Annotated in this window: 12 protein-coding genes and 1 pseudogene; 6 read left to right on the plus strand and 7 right to left on the minus strand. The window is 72.4% G+C overall.

Annotation, left to right across the window (positions count from 1 at the left end):
• Window positions 1–9 precede the first annotated feature (9 nt).
• Window positions 10–1,887 carry an exo-alpha-sialidase gene (locus ACZ4U1_RS24345; protein WP_467905912.1) on the plus strand — a complete coding sequence of 626 codons (1,878 nt, stop codon included), beginning with the start codon at window positions 10–12 and terminating at the stop codon, window positions 1,885–1,887.
• Here the strand turns inward: ACZ4U1_RS24345 and ACZ4U1_RS24350 are convergent.
• Window positions 1,837–2,901: a bile acid:sodium symporter family protein gene (locus ACZ4U1_RS24350; RefSeq protein WP_467905914.1), complete on the minus strand. Its 1,065-nt coding sequence runs from the start codon at window positions 2,899–2,901 to the stop codon at window positions 1,837–1,839. The two genes, ACZ4U1_RS24345 and ACZ4U1_RS24350, sit on opposite strands and share 51 nt — an antisense overlap.
• Window positions 2,902–3,071: 170 nt before the next feature.
• Here ACZ4U1_RS24350 and ACZ4U1_RS24355 point away from each other — a divergent pair, with 170 nt between their 5' ends.
• The gene (locus ACZ4U1_RS24355) at window positions 3,072–3,941 is read left to right on the plus strand and encodes a LysR substrate-binding domain-containing protein (RefSeq protein WP_467906215.1); all 870 of its coding nucleotides are present in this window, start codon (window positions 3,072–3,074) and stop codon (window positions 3,939–3,941) included.
• A 15-nt stretch (window positions 3,942–3,956) separates the two neighbouring features.
• Here ACZ4U1_RS24355 and ACZ4U1_RS24360 read toward each other — a convergent pair whose 3' ends face one another.
• Complete coding sequence (locus ACZ4U1_RS24360; protein ID WP_467905915.1) at window positions 3,957–4,934, minus strand: Lrp/AsnC family transcriptional regulator; 978 nt, start codon at window positions 4,932–4,934, stop codon at window positions 3,957–3,959.
• Between the two features lie 111 nt (window positions 4,935–5,045).
• On the opposite strand from ACZ4U1_RS24360, the gene ACZ4U1_RS24365 reads away from it, so the two are divergent.
• The 3 genes from ACZ4U1_RS24365 (at window position 5,046) to ACZ4U1_RS24375 (ending at window position 10,608) form a co-directional block, all read left to right on the plus strand.
• The gene (locus tag ACZ4U1_RS24365; protein WP_467905916.1) at window positions 5,046–6,533 is read left to right on the plus strand and encodes an MFS transporter; all 1,488 of its coding nucleotides are present in this window, start codon (window positions 5,046–5,048) and stop codon (window positions 6,531–6,533) included.
• A 1,283-nt stretch (window positions 6,534–7,816) separates the two neighbouring features.
• The gene (locus ACZ4U1_RS24370) at window positions 7,817–9,643 is read left to right on the plus strand and encodes an AMP-dependent synthetase/ligase (RefSeq protein ID WP_467905918.1); all 1,827 of its coding nucleotides are present in this window, start codon (window positions 7,817–7,819) and stop codon (window positions 9,641–9,643) included.
• A 128-nt stretch (window positions 9,644–9,771) separates the two neighbouring features.
• Window positions 9,772–10,608: an aldo/keto reductase gene (locus ACZ4U1_RS24375; RefSeq protein WP_467905919.1), complete on the plus strand. Its 837-nt coding sequence runs from the start codon at window positions 9,772–9,774 to the stop codon at window positions 10,606–10,608.
• Window positions 10,609–10,695: 87 nt separating this feature from the next.
• On the opposite strand, the gene ACZ4U1_RS24380 is transcribed toward ACZ4U1_RS24375, so the two are convergent.
• Window positions 10,696–11,307: a hypothetical protein gene (locus ACZ4U1_RS24380; RefSeq protein WP_467905920.1), complete on the minus strand. Its 612-nt coding sequence runs from the start codon at window positions 11,305–11,307 to the stop codon at window positions 10,696–10,698.
• 207 nt (window positions 11,308–11,514) lie between these two features.
• Between ACZ4U1_RS24380 and ACZ4U1_RS24385 the strand changes: the two genes are divergently transcribed.
• The gene (locus ACZ4U1_RS24385; protein WP_467905921.1) at window positions 11,515–12,219 is read left to right on the plus strand and encodes a glycoside hydrolase family 75 protein; all 705 of its coding nucleotides are present in this window, start codon (window positions 11,515–11,517) and stop codon (window positions 12,217–12,219) included.
• A gap of 13 nt (window positions 12,220–12,232) precedes the next feature.
• Here the strand turns inward: ACZ4U1_RS24385 and ACZ4U1_RS24390 are convergent.
• The 4 genes and pseudogenes from ACZ4U1_RS24390 to ACZ4U1_RS24405 form a co-directional block, all read right to left on the minus strand.
• Window positions 12,233–12,940 (minus strand): annotated as a pseudogene (locus ACZ4U1_RS24390) (SDR family oxidoreductase).
• Between the two features lie 74 nt (window positions 12,941–13,014).
• On the minus strand, window positions 13,015–13,932 hold the full coding sequence (locus ACZ4U1_RS24395) for a class I SAM-dependent methyltransferase (RefSeq protein ID WP_467905923.1): 918 nt from the start codon (window positions 13,930–13,932) through the stop codon (window positions 13,015–13,017).
• Window positions 13,933–14,106: 174 nt separating this feature from the next.
• The gene (locus ACZ4U1_RS24400) at window positions 14,107–15,915 is read right to left on the minus strand and encodes a glycoside hydrolase family 6 protein (RefSeq protein WP_467905924.1); all 1,809 of its coding nucleotides are present in this window, start codon (window positions 15,913–15,915) and stop codon (window positions 14,107–14,109) included.
• Window positions 15,916–15,946: 31 nt separating this feature from the next.
• On the minus strand, window positions 15,947–17,422 hold the full coding sequence (locus ACZ4U1_RS24405) for a cellulase family glycosylhydrolase (protein ID WP_467905925.1): 1,476 nt from the start codon (window positions 17,420–17,422) through the stop codon (window positions 15,947–15,949).
• Window positions 17,423–17,436: the final 14 nt, after the last annotated feature.

Consider the following 17,436-nt stretch of genomic DNA (forward strand, 5'->3'; position numbering starts at 1 on the left):
GGTCGCACCGTGCCGTCATGTCTGCGCGCCCGTCTCAGATCCGCACTCGCCACCGCCGCCGTCACCGCCGCCGGCCTCCTCGCCACCCTCACCCCCGCCCATCCGGCCCACGCCCAGCCGGCGGACGACACGGCGGAGTTCGAGCAGCAGGTGCTGTTCAAGGCCGCCCAGGACCCCGGCTACGCCTGCTTCCGCATCCCGGCCGTCGTCCGAACGGCCGACGGCACGCTGCTGGCGTTCGCCGAGGGGCGGGTCCTCAACTGCGGGGACGCGGCCGACATCGACATCGTCCTCAAGCGCTCCACCGACGGCGGGCGCACCTGGGGGCCGTTACAGGTGGTCAACGAGGGTGCCGGCGACACCCACGGCAACCCGGCGCCGGTCGTGGACCGCGACACCGGCCGCATATGGCTCGCCGAGACCTACAACACGGGCCGTACGGACAGCGCCGGTTGCTCGGTGCCCTGCGACCGCACCCCGCATCTGCAGTACAGCGACGACGACGGCCTCAGCTGGTCGCAGCCGCGCGATCTGAGCCCGGAGATCCTGCCCGCCGACTGGAACTCCTGGTACGCCACCGGTCCCGTGCACGGCATCCAGCTGACCCGCGGCCGGTACGCGGGGCGCCTGGTCTTCGGGGTCAACACCGAGACCTGGAACGGCAGCCGGGTCACCGCCAACCACGCGGCGCTCGTCGTCAGCGACGACCACGGCGGCCACTGGCGGATCGGCGCCACCGACAGCTGGCCCATCGCCGCCGACGGCACCTTCCGGCAGAAACCCTCCGAACTCGCTCTCGCCGAGCGCGGGGACGGTTCGGTGCTGGTCAGCGGCCGGGAGCAGGACGGCACCGACCTCGGCCACCGCACCCAGACCGTCAGCCGCGACGGCGGCGCCGGCTTCACCGCGCCCTTCCGCGACCTGCCCGGCCTGTACACCCCGCAGGTGCAGGGCTCGCTGCTGCGCCTCGGCGACCGCCTGCTGCTGGCCTGCCCCGGCGACCCCGACCGGCGCCGCACGATGATGATCCGCTCCTCCTACGACGGCGGCCGGACCTGGGACGGCGTCGACCGCGGCACGGTCGTCACCACGGACTGGTCCGGCTACTCCGACCTGGTGCGCATCGGCTCCGGCACGGTCGGCCTGCTGTACGAGGGCGGCGCGGTGGACGCGCGCGACGAGATCCGCTTCGCCCGCTTCACCGAGGACTGGCTGGCCCCGCGCCGCGGCCCCGACCCGGTCACCCCCGATCTCGCCGCGCGCGCCCGCCCGGCGGTGGTACTCGGCGCCCCGGAGGAGGTGGACGGCGTGTCCGGGAACGCGCTGGAGTTCGACGGCACCGACGACGCCGTACGCCTGCCGTACCGCGCCGGTCTGCCCCTGGGCACGAAGGACTTCACCGCGTCCGTGTGGTTCCGGTACACGGCGACCAGCGGGGAGCAGCCGCTGCTGTGGATGGGCGGGACCGGCACCAGCCAGCCGCAGGTGTGGCTGCGCGGGGAACCGGCGAACAACCGGGTCCAGGGGCTGATCACCGTACGGAACGGGGCCGGTGCTCCGCAGACCGCGTACGTGCGCACGGGCAGCGCGTACAACGACGGGGCGTGGCATCACGCCGTACTGCGCCGGGGCGGAGGCCGGCTGTCGCTGTCCGTCGACGGTACGGAGTCCTCCGTCGCGGACGTCCCGGGCTCGGTCAGCCGGAACTCGCCGTTCGGGGTCCACCTCGGTCAGCGGATGGACAGCCGCGCCTTCCTCACCGGCGCGCTGGACGAGGTGCGCGTCTGGGACCGGGTGCTCACCGACGGGGAGCTGGCGGACCCGGAGGTGCTGCGGTCACCGCAGGACACGGTTCTCCGGCTGCCCCTCGACCGGGTGCGCGGCTGAGCCCCCGGGCGCGTCCTTGGCGACCTCGCAGTCCGCTCCCGTGGTCGCCTCGGGACCCGCCTCGCTCGTCGCCTCGGGGTCGCGGGCCCGGCGTTTGGCGATGACCGCGCACACCATCAGCTGCATCTGGTGGAAGAGCATCAGCGGCAGGACGGCCAGGGAGGCCTGGCCGCCGAACAGGACGCTCGCCATCGGCAGCCCGGAGGCGAGGGACTTCTTCGACCCGGCGAACTGGATGGCGATCCGGTCCCCCCGGCCGAAGCCCAGCGCCCTGGCGCCGTACCAGGTCAGGGCCAGCATCACCGCCAGCAGGACGGCCTCGACGCCGAGCAGCCCGGCCAGCCGTACCGGACTGACCTGGTGCCAGATGCCCCGGTTCATGCCCTCGCTGAAGGCGTTGTAGACGACCAGCAGGATGGAGCCGCGGTCGACGAGCCCGAGGACCTTCTTGTGCCGGGTGACGAACTCGCCGATCCACCGCCGCAACACCTGCCCGGCGAGGAACGGGACCAGCAGCTGGAGCACGATCTTCACGAGCGAGTCGGTGGAGAACCCGACCTCCTCGCCGCCGAGCAGTCCCGCCGCGAGCAGCGGGGTGAGGACGATGCCGATGAGCGAGGAGAAGGACCCGGCGCAGATCGCGGCGGGCACGTTGCCGCGGGCGATCGAGGTGAACGCGATGGACGACTGGATCGTGGACGGCACCAGCGTCAGGAACAGCAGGCCCTGGTAGAGGGGCTGGTCCAGCAGGACGGGCACCAGTCCGCGCGCGGCCAGCCCGAACACCGGGAAGATGACGAAGGTGCAGATCAGGACGGTGATGTGGAGCCGCCAGTGGCGCAGTCCGTCCAGCGCCTCACGGGTGGACAGCCGGGCGCCGTAGAGGAAGAAGAGGAAGGCGATCGCGGCCGTGGACGCGCCGGAGGTGACATCGGCGGCGGTGCCCCGCACCGGCAGGAGCGCGGCGAGACCCACCGTCCCGAGCAGCAGCACGATGTACGGGTCGATCGGCATCCAACTCGGCCAGCGCAGGCGTTTCACGGTGCTCCGATTGCTGTGGGTGACGGGCGGTCCCGGGCCGTAGGGCCCCTCTCCATCGTCCTCCTCCGGCCGCCGATCGGGAATCCCGCATACCACTCTGACTGCCATCATGATGCGCGATGACCCCGCTACGCTTGGACGTCGTGTACGACCCGACGCAGCTGCGCACCTTCCTGGCGGTCGCCCAGACGCTGAGCTTCACGCAGGCCGCCCGGCGGCTGGGGCTGCGCCAGTCCACGGTCAGCCAGCATGTGCGCCGGCTGGAGGACGCGGCCGGCCGGCAGCTGTTCTCCCGGGACACCCACTCGGTGGAGCTGACCGAGGACGGGGAGGCGATGCTGGGGTTCGCCCGCCGGATCCTGGAGGTGCACGAGCAGGCCGCGGCGTTCTTCACCGGCACGCGCGTGCGTGGCCGGCTGCGCTTCGGCGCCTCGGAGGACTTCGTGCTGACCCGGCTGCCGGAGATCCTGGAGGGCTTCCGCTACGACCATCCGGAGGTCGACCTGGAGCTGACGGTGGAGCTGTCGGGCACCCTGCACGAGCAGCTGGCCGCCGGAAAGCTCGACCTGGTGCTGGCCAAGCGGCGCCCGGAGGATCCGCGCGGTGAGCTGGTGTGGCGCGACGACCTGGTGTGGATCGGCGGCGAGCGGCTGCGTCTGGAACCCGACCGGCCGGTTCCGCTGATCGTGTATCCGCCGCCGGGCATCACCCGGGCCCGTGCGCTGGAGGTGCTGGAGGAGCAGGGCCGCCCGTGGCGGATCGTGTGCACGAGCGGCAGCCTCAACGGCCTGATCGCCGCGGCCCGGGCCGGCCTCGGGGTGATGGCCCACTCCCGGCGGCTGATCCCGCCGGGCCTGTTCCGGCTGCCCGACCGCGCGGGCCTGCCCGACCTGGGCAAGGTCGACTTCGTCCTGGTCCACGGCCGCCGCCGGGGGCCGGCCGAGGAGGCCGCGAACGCGCTGGCGGCGGCGATCCTGGCGGGCGGCGAGCGGCTGCGCCGCAGGAGCGACTGACCCCCGGGCCGGCGGTCAGCGCGCGGGACGGTACGTCAGCTGCTTCACCCGGCGCAGGAACGGCGTCGCCTCCACGTGCTGGACGCCGTCCAGGTGGCCCAGGGGGCCGCTGAGGTAGGCGTACAGGGCCGCGGTGTCGCGGACGACGGCGGTGACCACGATGTGGGAGGGGCCGGCGGTGGCGGACGCGAAGGCGATCTCGTCGTGGCCGGCCAGGGTCCGGCCGACGGAGTCCAGGGCGCCCGGGGCCGTGGTGATCCACAGGATGGCCGCCTTGGGATAGCCGAGGACCTCGGAGTGGTACTCGATGTCGACGTACACCGCGCCGGAGGCGATCAGGGCGGACAGGCGGCGCTTGATCGCGGACTCGGAGCGGCCGGTGGCGCGCTGGAGTTCGGGGTAGGTGGCGCGGCCGTCGCGTTCGAGGACGGCGAGCAGCGGGGCGTCCTCGGGTTCCAGGCGGGCGGGGCCGGGCTCGGGCAGGTCGGGGCGCAGGGCGGCGATCTGCTCGTCGCTGAGCGCCCGGAACTTGGGCAGCCAGCCGACCGGGCCGCCGTAGAAGCGGTGCAGGAGCTGCAGGGCGCGGATCTCTACGACGCTCGGGGTGCGGGGCAGTTTGCCGAGCAGCAGGTCGTCGTGGTCGCCGGGGCTGCGCGGCCGGGTCATGCAGGCGATCTCGGTGCCGCCGGAGGCCAGCCCGATCCAGTAGGTGTCCGGTCGTCGGGCGAGCGCGTCGGCGATGACGGTGGCGCTGTCGGGCGCGCAGCGCAGCCGCAGCATCCACTGGTCCTGGCCGAGGCGTACGGCGTCCCGCAGGACGACGACCCTCAGGCCGCCCTCGGCGCACAGCCGGCGGTAGCGGCGGGCGATCGTCCGGTCGGAGACGCCGAGGACGGCGGCGATCCGGCTGAACGGGGCCCGGCCGTCGAGCTCCAGGGCGGAGAGCAACTGGAGGTCCAGCAGGTCGAAGGTGTCGGATTCCATCCGCAGCATGCTCTCCCCCGTCGGATTCCGTCGCGTGCGGCTTTCCCAGGCGTCCGATCGGCCGCCGTACCGCCATCGTACGCAGCGACACGAAGCCCGTTCACAAGGGGAGTTGAGGACATGCGGAGATGGGGGACGCTCACGGCCGTGTGCCTGGGCACGTTCATGCTGCTGCTGGACGTGACCATCGTGGTGGTGGCGCTGCCGGACATGGCGGGCGCGCTGCACGCGTCGCTGGGCGATCTGCAGTGGGTGGTCGACGGGTACGCGCTGGCCCTGGCCGCGCTGCTGCTCGGGGTGGGTGCCGCGGCCGACATCCTGGGGCGGCGCCGGGTGCACGTGGCGGGTGTGGTGCTGTTCGCGGCGGCCAGCCTGCTGTGCGGACTGGCGTCCGGGCCGGGGCTGCTGGTGGCGGCGCGCGCGCTGCAGGGGATCGGCGGGGCGGCGATGTTCGCGACGACGCTGCCGCTGCTGGCCTCGGTCTACCAGGGCCGGCAGCGTTCCGCGGCGCTCGGGGTGTGGGGCGCGGTCAGCGGCGGGGCGGCGGCGGTCGGGCCGGTGCTGGGCGGGCTGATCACCGAGGGCCCGGGCTGGCGGTGGATCTTCTTCGTGAACCTGCCGGTGAGCGTCGCGGCGGTGTGGCTGACGCTGCGGGCGGTCCCCGAGTCGCGCGGGCCGCGCGGGCTGAGCGTGGACTGGGCGGGTACGGCGGCCTTCGCGGTGTTCGCGGGCGGCGCGACGTACGCCGTCGTGCGCGCCGGCGAGGACGGCTGGACGGCGCCCGTCACGCTGGGCGCGTTCGCGGCCGCGGCGCTGGCCCTGCTGGTCTTCGTGCTGGTGGAACGGCGGGTGACGCATCCGCTGCTGGACCTCTCACTGCTGCGCCGGCCGGCGTTCGTCGGGACCATGCTCGGCTCCTTCGCCTTCAACGGGGTGGCGTTCGGCGGGATCGCGTACCTGTCCCTCTGGATGCAGACGCTGCTCGGCATGTCACCGGTGCACGCCGGCCTGACACTGCTGCCCATGACGGCGGTCTCGATGGTCGTCGCCGTGCTGGTGGGCCGGCTGCTGCACGGGGTGCCGGCCTGGCTGACGGTCGGCGGCGGGCTGCTGCTGATCGCCGTCGGCACCCTGGGCCAGGCGGTCCTGGACGCGGGCGCGGACTGGACGGCGCTGGTGCCGGGGTTCGTGCTGGTCGGGATCGGCACGGGGTTCGTCGCGCCGACGGTGGCCGGGGCGGCGCTGGCAGCGGTGCCGGCCGAGCGGTCCGGGATGGCGGGCGGGGCGGTGAACACCGTCCGGCAGCTGGGGTACGCCCTCGGTGTGGCCGTCTTCGGCACCGTCCTCACCTCCCGCATGACCGGCCCCCTCCCGCCCACCGCGGCCCACACCCTGGCCGGCGGCGGCGCCGGCTCGCTGCGCGAGGCCTTCCCGGACCACACCCTGCGGTCCACGTTCGCCTCGGGCCTGAACGCCGCCCTGGTGGCGGCCGGCCTGGCAGGAGTGGCGGCGGCCACCCTGGTGGCGGCCCTGATGCACACAGGCCGACCGACCCCCACGAAGCCCTCCGCCCAACCGCGGGAGAAGGCGGCGGCGACTCACGACTGAACGCCGGAGGACGACCCGGGACACCGGCGACACCGGCGACACGGGGACGCCGGCGACACGGGCAACCGGGGCGCCGACCACCAGCGGACCGGCGACAGGCCGAACTGGCGGCACGGCGGCCGCCGCTCCCGACGGTCCCGGCCGCAGTGTGGCCCGGCGGCTCGGCGGCCCGGTGGCCCGGTGGCCCGGCGGCCGGCGGGACTGTGGCCAGCGGCCAGGGCGGTCGCGGGCCCGGCGGCCCGGTGGTCCGGTGGCTCGGTGGCTCGGTGGCCCGGTGGCCCGGCGGCCCGGCGACCCGGCGACCCGGCGACCCGGCGACCCGGCGACCCGGCGACCCGGCGACCCGGCGACCCGGCGACCCGGCGGCTCGGCGGTTCCGGCGACCGGCGGTTCCGGCGACCGGCGGGACGGTCGCCAGCGGCGCGAGCGGCCGGACGCAACGACGGCCGACCCCGGGCGAACCGACGGAGACGGTGGCAGCGGTCCCGACAACCGGCGGGATGATCAGCGACCAGGGCGGCCGGTGGCCCCGGCCACCGGCGGAACAGTCGCCAGCGGCCCGGGCAGCCGACGCAACGACGGCCGGCCCCGGGGGAGCCGACGGAACGAGCAGCGGTCCCGGCGACCGGCGGGACTGTGGCCAGCGGCCAGGACGGTCGGCGGCCCCCGGCGGCTCGACGGCTCGGCAGCCGACGGTTCCGGCGACCGGTGGGACGGTCGCCAACGGCCCGGGCTGCCGACACAACGACGGCCAACCCCCGGGCGAACCGACGGAATGACGGCAGCGGCCCCGACGACCAGCGGGACGGGCGGGCCGGTGGCCCCGGCCACCGGCGGGACGGGCGCCAGCGGCCCGGGCGGCCGACGCAACGACGGCCGGCGCCGGGCAACCGACGGAGACGGTGGCAGCGGTGCCGGCGGCGGCAGTGCGGCGGCTGGCGCCGCCCCCGGCCACCACCGGCACAACAGCCAGCGGCACGGTGGACGCGATCCCGGCGAACGGGGCCGGTGCCGCCCCGCATGCGTGGGGCCGGCCCGTCCCGGGGCGCCGTAATCGGTGCGTACAGATTCGGTGGAGATTACGGTACCGAAACTTACTGACCCGTCAGTATTGTGTCCGGCCCTTCCCCATGTGCGGGCATTTCACGGTGGCCGGCCAGGCGGAACGTGAGGTTTGCTCGGTTTCCGCACCCCTCCCGCATACCGACCGGGTGGGGTAGCTTTCACCGCGCTGTGCGGTGATGGAGACCACGTCACTGAGGCGCGAGACACGGGGAGCGAGGTTGCGCGAGTTCACCAACCCTCCGCTGGCGTCGCCGCCGCCGGTGGGCGGTCTGGCAGACGTCGTCTTCGACCATGCCCAGAGCGACCCCCTCCACATCGCGCTCGGCCGCAAGGACGCCTCCGGACAGTGGCGGGACGTGACCGCCGCCGAGTTCCGCGACGAGGTGATGGCCCTCGCCAAGGGCCTGCTCGCGTGTGGTGTCCGGTTCGGCGACCGGGTCGCGATCATGTCCCGCACCCGCTACGAGTGGACCCTCTTCGACTTCGCCCTGTGGACCATCGGCGCCCAGGTGGTGCCGGTGTACCCCACCTCCTCGGCCGAGCAGTGCTTCTGGATGCTCTACGACGCCGAGGTCACCGCGGCGATCGTGGAGCACGAGGACCACGCGATGACCATCGCCACCGTCATCGACCGGCTGCCGAACCTGCGCCGGCTGTGGCAGCTGGACGCCGGCTGTGTGCAGGAGCTGTACGACGCCGGGGCGCACCTGGACGACGAGGTGGTGCACCGGCACCGGGAGGCGGTCACCCCCGACTCGGTCGCCACCGTCATCTACACCTCCGGTACCACGGGCCGCCCCAAGGGCTGTGTGATCTCCCACGGCAACTTCATGTTCGAGGCGGACACGGTGATCCAGCGCTGGGAGCCGGTGTTCCACTCGAAGAAGGGCGACGAGGCGTCCACCCTGCTGTTCCTGCCGCTGGCGCACGTCTTCGGGCGGATGGTGGAGGTCGCCGCGATCCGCGGCCGGGTCCGCTTCGGGCACCAGCCGCAGCTGCACGCCGCCGCCCTGCTGCCCGATCTGGCCGCGTTCAGGCCGACGTTCATCCTCGCGGTGCCGTACATCTTCGAGAAGGTGTTCAACGCGGCCCGCCGCAAGGCGGAGAAGGACGGCAAGGCGGGGCCGTTCGAGAAGGCCGTCGACATCGCCGTCAAGTACGCGGAGGCGGTCGAGGCGAAGGCCTGGGGCATCGGGCCGGGCCCGTCGGCGGGGCTGCGCATGCAGCACCAGCTGTTCGACAAGCTGGTGTACGCGAAGGTCCGCGCCGCGATGGGCGGCCGGATCCGGAACGCGATGTCCGGCGGCTCGGCCATGGACCGCCGGCTGGGGCTGTTCTTCGCGGGCGCGGGCGTGCAGATCTACGAGGGTTACGGCCTGACCGAGTCGACGGCCGCGGCGACCGCCAACCCGCCGGAGCGCACCCGCTACGGCACGGTGGGCCAGGCCATCCCGGGTGTGACCGTGCACATCGCCGACGACGGGGAGATCTGGCTGCACGGCGGCAATGTCTTCCAGGGCTACCTCAACAACCCGAAGGCGACCGACGAGACCCTGCACGACGGCTGGCTCGCCACCGGCGACCTCGGTTCCCTGGACGAGGACGGCTATCTGACCATCACCGGCCGCAAGAAGGAGATCCTGGTGACCTCCGGCGGCAAGAGCGTCTCCCCCGGCGTGCTGGAGGAGCGGGTCCGCGAACACCCCCTGGTCAACCAGTGCATCGTGGTCGGCAACGACCGGCCCTTCATCGCCGCCCTGGTCACCCTGGACCAGGAGGCGGTCGAGCACTGGCTCCAGATGCGCGGCAAGCCCGGGATGACCCAGGCCGAGCTGGTGCGCGACCCGGACCTGGAGACGGAGGTACGGCGGGCGGTGGTCGCCGCCAACACCCTGGTCTCCCAGGCCGAGTCGATCCGCACCTTCCGCATCCTGGCCCAGCCGTTCACCGAGGAACACGGGCTGCTGACGCCCTCGCTGAAGCTGAAGCGGAAGGCGATCGAGAAGGCGTACGCGAACGAGGTCGACGCGCTGTACGAGATGTGAGGAGCGCCGCTCCTCGTGGTGCGCCACACAGTCGCGGCACGCGGATCGTGCCGTCAGGAATGCGGAGCGGCCCGTGATCGTTGACGATGGGAGTACCACCTGTCGACAACCGAAGGATCAAGAGGCTCGTGAGCAGCAAGGTCCCCCCGATCATCCTCAACAACGGCGTCGAGATGCCCCAGCTGGGCTTCGGCGTCTGGCAGGTGCCGGACGACGAGGCCGAGCGGGCCGTCGCCACGGCGCTGGAGGCCGGGTACCGCAGCATCGACACCGCTGCGATCTACGGCAACGAAGAGGGCACCGGCAAGGCCATCGCCGCCTCCGGCCTGCCCCGCGAGGACGTCTTCGTCACCACCAAGCTCTGGAACAGCGACCAGGGGTACGACTCCACGCTGCGCGCCTTCGACGCGTCCCTGGAGAAGCTGGGGCTCGACTACGTCGACCTGTACCTGATCCACTGGCCGCTGCCGTCCCGGGACAGGTACCTCGACACCTACAGGGCGTTCGAGAAACTGCTCGCCGACGGCCGGGTCCGCGCCATCGGCGTGTCCAACTTCCTGCCCGAGCACCTGCGGCGGCTGCTCGCGGAGACCTCGGTCGTCCCGGCGGTCAACCAGATCGAGCTGCACCCGCACCTGCAGCAGCGCGAGGCGCGGGAGTACCAGGCCGGGCAGGGCATCGCCACCGAGGCCTGGTCGCCGCTCGGCCAGGGCAAGGGCCTGCTGGAGGTGCCGGCGATCGTCGCGATCGCGCGGAAGCACAACCGCACCCCGGCCCAGGTCGTGCTGCGCTGGCACCTCCAGCTCGGCAACATCGTGATCCCGAAGTCCGTGACGCCGTCCCGGATCAGGGAGAACATCGAGGTGTTCGACTTCAGCCTGGACGACGAGGACCTCGCGGCGATCAGCGCGCTGAACGAGGACCGGCGGCTCGGCCCCGACCCGGCCACCTTCGACATGGGCTGACACCCCGGCACGGGCGACACGCCCCGCGCAGCACCCGGCCGTTGCGCCCCGCCCGACAGCGGGACGCAACGGCCGTGTGCCGTCGGCTCACTCCAGGCGCACGTCCGCGTACACCACCTCGAACTCCTCCAGTCCGACGACGTCCACGTGCGCCTTCGCCGACGCCTCGTGGCGTACGGTCGCCACGGCCGCGCGCGAGGCCGCCAAGGAGGCGCGGTCGACGAACAGGGTGCCGGCCAGTGCCCGCCCGCGGTCACGGTCGATCAGCAGGGTCGCCCGGGCCAGTCCGGGCAGCGACTCGGCCATCGGCACCACCGTGGCCCGGAAGGTGTCGATGACCAGATCCGCGTCGCGCGGGTCGAACTCCATTCTGGAGACGCGCAGTCCGCCGCCCTGGCGCGGCGCTCTGACCTGGTGGAGCACCGCCGCCTCGTAGTTGGCGACCGCCACGGTGCCCGCGAACGGTTCCAGCAGCGCCCCGCGCCGCTCCCGCATCACCTCGTCGCTGTGCCGCCGCTCCTCCTCGGTCTCCCACCAGCTCACCGCGAGGATCTTGCCGAGTTCCCGGTCCGCGAACACACCCGCGCCCCGGTATCCGGGGCGTTCCTCCAGCAGGTCCCGCCCCTCGCTGTTCAGTGACCGGACGGCCGTGTCGAGCAGCGCCGGATCTCCGGTCGCGTACACCGCGCGTACGAACATGAGCCTCACCTCCGGGGTACGGGGACCGCCGAGACGGTGCCGGACACATCAGGATATGTACGGCCCGTCCAGTCTCTACGGCGCGGCAAATCACCGCAATACGCATAGGTTTCAGCCGTTCGCAACCCCAGGGTTGACGGGGGCATGCCGGTGGGCCACCGTGGACGCGACACGGTAAGGAAACTTTCCTAACAGAAGGGCCCCCACGTGCGTCTTCGAACACTGACTCTCGCCGCGGCCTCCGGGACCGCCCTGCTCGCCGCCGGCCTGCTGCCCGCGCACGCCTCCGCGGCCGCCCCCGAGTCCGCCCCCAGGTCCGCACAGGAGGGCACGGTCGGCGCGGCCGACCTGCTCGCCAAGGTGACGTCCTGTTCGCAGATCTCCAACGGCAAGTACAAGACGGACGACGAGACATCGGCCACGGTCCCCGTGTGCGGCAAGAACGGCGCGGTGTTCTGGAAGGCCGACATGGACATCGACTGCGACGGCCAGCGCACCGCCAACTGCAACGAGGACCGCGACCCCTGGTACCAGGACGACACCGCCTTCCACCAGTCCGACGGCAAGCCGCTGAAGGCGGAGACGCTGCCGTACGTCGTGGTGCCCAGCACCAGCGGCATCTGGAACTACGCGAGCGCCGGCATCAAGGGCGGCGGTGTGGTCGCCGTCATCTACAACAACAAGGTCGAGTACGCCGTTGTCGGCGACACCGGTCCGTCGAAGATCATCGGTGAGGCGTCGTACGCCACCGCGAAGGCGCTCGGCATCGACCCGGACCCGGAGACCGGCGGCACCGACTCGGGCGTGACCTACATCCTGTTCAAGAACTCCCAGGTGTCCCCCATCGAGAGCCACAGTGCCGCGGTCTCCCTCGGGGACCGGCTGGCCAAGCAGTTCATCGCCAACAACTGAACCAGGATGTACGTCAGTTGGGCTGGCCCAGCGGGCGGACCACGACGGTGTTGACATCGACCCCGGCCGGCTGCCGGATCGCCCAGACGACCGAGTCGGCGATCTGGTCGGCGGTGAGGAGATGCCCCGGGGGCAGGCTGCCGAGCCCGTCCCAGAACGGGGTCTCCACCCGGCCGGGGGCGACCAGCGTGACACCGATCCCGAAATCCGTGACCTGGCGCCGGGTGTTCTCGGCGAGCCCGGTGATCGCCCACTTGGTGGCGCCTTAGAGGTTGCCCGGGCCGTGCACGAACCCGGCGACGCTGCCGATGAGGACGATCCGGCCGCCGGTCTCCTTCAGCGCCTCGACGGAGGCCCGGATGAGCAGGGCCGGGCCGAGGACGTTGGTGAGCACCATCTCGGGCCAGCCGGACGGGTCGCCCTCGGCGACGGTGTCGTGGGTGGCGAAGCCGGCGTTGGCGACGACGGTGTCCAGCCGGCCGTACGCCTTGAGCGTGCGGTCGACCGCGTCCTGGACGTCGTCGAAGGCCGCCGCGTCACCGGCGACCGTCTGCAGCTCCTGAGGATTCCCGAGTCCGTCGGCGAAGTCCCGCAGCCGGCGCTCCGTGCGCCCGGTGACGGTGACCCGCCACCCGGCGGCCAGCAGCTGCCGGGCGACGGCCGCGCCGATCCCGGTGCCTCCGCCGGTGATGAGCGCGACCGGAGCGTCGTTCGTGGTCATGTCTGGCCCCCCTGTTGTGTCGGTGAACGCAGGGAGTCCATCACTTGGAGAGCGCTCCAAGTCAAGTGTCCGCCTCATCCCTGGCGGACGGCCGTGTGCACGGTGTACGCGCCCAGGACGAACACGTCGGGCCGCAGGTGCACGCTCGCCGGGTCGGACGGGTCGAGCAGCCGGTCGAGGGTGGCGCGGTCCTCGGCGTCCAGGGCGTCACCGACACCGTCGCGCAGCCGGGACAGGTGCGCGGCGACATAGGCGCGGGCCCGGTCGCCGGCGGGGGCGGGCAGGTCGAGCAGGAAGGTGCGGGTGCGGGTGTGCTTGAGGCCGGCGGCGGTCAGCAGGGCGGGCCAGTCCTCGGTCTCGGCGACCGAACCCGGCAGGTCGGCGCGCATCCGGGCGAACCACTCCTCCTCCAGCGCGTCCAGCCGCGCCTGCAGTCCGGGGCGGCCGATGCCGATGTCCCGGGGCAGGAAGCGGGAGGGCAGACCGCCCTCCAGGAGGGCGAGGGTGCCGCCGGGGGCGAGCCGCGCGGCGAACGCGGCGAGCGCGGCCCGCTGGTCGCCGAGGTGGTGCAGGCTGCGGCTGGCCCACAGCAGGTCGACCGGGTAGTCCAACTCGTCCAGCACCTCGGGCAGTTCACCGGCGAGGGTGTCGAAGCGGTCGGCCACGCCCTGGCGGGCGGCCCGGGCGCGGGCGCGCTCCAGCAGCGGCGCGGTGGCGTCGACGGCGACGACCCGGGCCCCGGGGAAGGCCTCGGCGAACAGGCAGGAGACCACTCCGGGACCGCTGCCCGCGTCCACGATCAGTCCCGGCTCGGTCACCTCCTGCCCGAGCCAGGCCATGGCCCGCTCGTAGACCGGGGTGAACAGTTCCGCCTGCGACTCCAGCAGGGGGCCCAACTCGTTCCAGTCGATGTCCGTGCCGTGCCCGTGCCCGTGCCCGTGGCCGTGCTGGTGTCCGTGCTGGTGTCCGTGCTCGTGGTGGTCGTGCGCCATGGTGGTCAGCCTCTCTTCCGGATGCCGTCAGGGTGCGACGGCACGCCGGGCGGAGGCCAGCGGTGTTGCCGATGCGGCAAAAACGATCCGTGCCGCGGCAACATCAGCGGGGGGGGGAACGCGGTCCGCCGGGGCCCGACCGGTGCGGCCCGGCCCCGGCGGAGGCTCACCCGGCTACGACAGCGGCGGGTAGGCGTTCTGCATCAGCTGCTGGAACTGGGCGGAGAACCAGTGTCCGGCCAGCGGTGCGTTCGGCAGCGCGCCGCTGGGGTTGTTGCCGTTGCGGGCGTTGCCGCCGTACGTCGGGTCGCACATCCGGTCGAAGCCCTTGCCCTCGTCGTTGTCGATGGCGGAGCTGGCTCCGTCCGACTCCCCCGGGGGCTTGACCCACACGTAGGCGTCGATCCCGGCCGCCGGGGCCGCGGTCGGCCGTTCACCGAGGCCGGCGCCGCTCTGGTTGCACCAGTTGCCGGCGTGGATGCGCCGGTCGATGCGGCTGCCGTTGACGTAGTCGTCGACGGAGGTCAGCGGGCCGGACTTGGTGGGCCGGGCGGAGCCGCCCCAGCCGTTGCGGGAGGTGTCGATCAGCATGCCGAGGTTGCTGTTGAAGCCGGCCGCGACCAGCTTGTCGCGCAGCGCCTGGGCGAAGGACTGCTCGTCCACGTACTGGTTCCAGTCGACCCACTTCGACTGGCGCACGGTCTGCCCGTTGACGCTGTCGGTGACCTTGAAGTACGGCTCCTTGGTGGCGCTGTAGTTGGCGGTGTTGACGATGAAGCCGGTCACGTCGCTCAGGCTCGCGCCGTTGGTGGTCGCGACCTTGTAGAACTCCTGGACGGTGGGCCCGAGGTTGGAGTCCCAGCCGAGCCAGGCGTGGTGGCCGGCGTCGATGTAGTTGTAGACGTTCGGGATGGCGCCCAGCTTGTCCAGGGCGTAGCTGACGCCCTTCTCGTAGTTGCCGTTGGCCTTCATGGTCGCGCAGGCGTCGGTGCTGCCGGCGGTGCCGCCCGCGTTGGTGACCAGGTTGGGCAGCGAGTCCGGTTCGATGACGGTGGCGATCCGCAGGCCCGCGTACTTGGCGTCGGAGAGGATCGACGCGATCGGGTCGATGTACTGGGTCTTGTACTTGTCGATGTCGTTCGGCCCCAGTTCGCCGTTGGAGGCGAGGGCGGAGCAGTCACGGCCGGGCAGGTCGTAGATGACCAGCTGGACGACCAGCTCGCCGGAGCCCTTCTGCTTCAGTGCCTCGTCGAGGTGGGCCCGCAGACCCATGCCGCCGTTGACGCCGTTGATGGCGGCGATCCGGTCCAGCCAGACCGCGGTGGGCTGGTTGGCGACTCGGCTGCCGCCCGGTTCGGCGGCGGCCTTGGCCGACCACTCGGGGTTCACGTAGCCCTTGGCGCCGGCGTAGGGGTTGTCGGCGCGGCTGCCGGTGTCCCCGCCGCCTCCGCCGCCGGTGCTGCCACCGGTGCTGCCTCCCGTGTCTCCACCGGTGCTGCCTCCCGTGTCACCGCCCGTGCTGCCCCCGGTACTGCCCCCGGTGCCGCCACCGGTGCCGCCGTCGACGTTGCAGGTGACGCCGTCGAGCGTGAACGTGGCGGGGACGGAGTTGGTGCCGCTGTAGGAGCCGTTGAAGCCGAAGCTGACCGTGCCGCCGGTGGCGAGCGTGCCGTTGTAGCTCTCGTTGGCGGCGGTGACCGCGGTGCCGCTCTGGGTGATCTTCGCGCTCCAGCCGCTGGTGACCTTCTGGGTACCGCCGAACGTCCATTTCAGCGCCCAGCTCGACTTGGCCGCGCCGTTGTTGGTGATGGTCACGGCGGCGGTGAAGCCGGTGTCCCACTGGCTCTGGATCTTGTAGTCGACGGCGCAGGGCACGGCGGCGACGGCGGCGTCGGAGCCGGAGGGCAGGGCCGCGAAGGCCGTTCCGGAGGCTCCGGCGAGAAGCCCCAGCGCCACCAGCAGCGTTGTGTTGGTACGACTCATGAGTGCGGGTTCCTTCGGTGTTCCGTGGGATCTACGGGTTGAGGGCGCGCAGGTGGTCGCGCAGCCCGATGCCGTACGCGGTGGGCGTGCCGTCGTAGGCGGAGATGAGGGACGGCCCGGAGGAGCAGTCCCAGGTGTTCCAGGTCCAGCCCAGGTAGGACAGGCCCCGGTCGTCGAACCACTTCATGACCTGGTCGGTGAACCCGTGTGAGCAGGTGTTCTCACCGATCTCCCCGGCGACCAGCGGCACCTGGGCGGCCACCGGGGCGAGCGTGGAGTTCCAGCAGCTCTCGGTCGAGCAGGTGTTGAAGTTGTAGACGTGGTAGGCGGCGGCGAGATTGCCGGCCGGGTCGGTGGGCTTGTACGTGTTCCACTGGCTGAGGTCGTTCGAGTACGCGAGCCCGCCGGCCATGATGACGTTTTTGGCGCCGGTGGCCCGGATGCTGTCCACGAGGTCCTGCATGCCGGCGACCTCGTAGGAGATCCCGGGGCAGGTGCCGCCGTCCCGCCAGCACGTCCAGGCGTCCGTGGTGCCGGCGGTCGCCCGGTCCGGGTAGGGCTCGTTGAACAGGTCGAACACGGTCGCCTGGTCGTCCTTGAAGGTGCTCGCCACCGACGCCCAGAAGGAGGGGGTGTACCGCATGTCGGGCATCGGCTTCTGGCAGGTGGCGTGCACGTCGGAGCAGCCGGCCGAGTTCCCGGTGTACTGGCCGTAGGACCAGTGCAGTTCGAGGATCGGGGTCATGCCGTGCGCCTCGACCCGGGCCACCAGGTCCTTGACGGCGGCGATGTAGTTGGCGCCGCCGTACTCGGGTTTGATGTTCGAAAGGCCCAGCCAGCACTCCTCGTTGAGCGGGATGCGGACCGCGTTGGCCTTCCAGTCGGCGATCGCCTTGATCGCCGCGTCGTCCACCGGGCCGTCCCAGATGCCGTAGCCCTGCACGCACATGAACTCGCCGCCGGACCGGTTGACGCCGAGCAGGCGGCGGGTTGTGCCGCCGGCGTCGGCGAACTTGTTGCCAAAGACGCGCAGGGCGGGCGCGGTGCCGCCGGTGGGGGGCGGGTCCGTCGGCGGCGGGTCGGTCGGCTCGGTGTCGACGTTGCAGGTGGTGCCGTTGAGCTTGAACACGGTGGGCGCGGTGTTGCCGCCCGACCAGGAGGCGAGGAACCCTGCGCTGACGCTCCCGCCGGCGCCGAGCGTGCCGTTCCAGCTCTCGTTGGCCGCGGTCACGGTGGTGCCGGACTGGGACCACTTGGCGTTCCAGCCCTGGGTGACCTTCTGCCCGCCGGTGAGGTCGAAGGTGAGTTTCCAACCGGTCAGCGCGGCCTGGTTGTTGGTGATCTTCACGGAGCCCTGGAAGCCGCTGTCCCACTGGCTGGTGACGGTGTACTCCACCGTGCACGCGGGCGTGGCCGCCTGGGCCGAGACCACCGGGACGAGCGCGCTCGACACGAGCGCGACCGCACCGGCGGCGGCTAAAAGTACTGAACGCGGGGGGTGTCGCATGAGCGACTCCTTGC

The sequence above is a fragment of the Streptomyces sp. NPDC028928 genome, assembly GCF_055564915.1.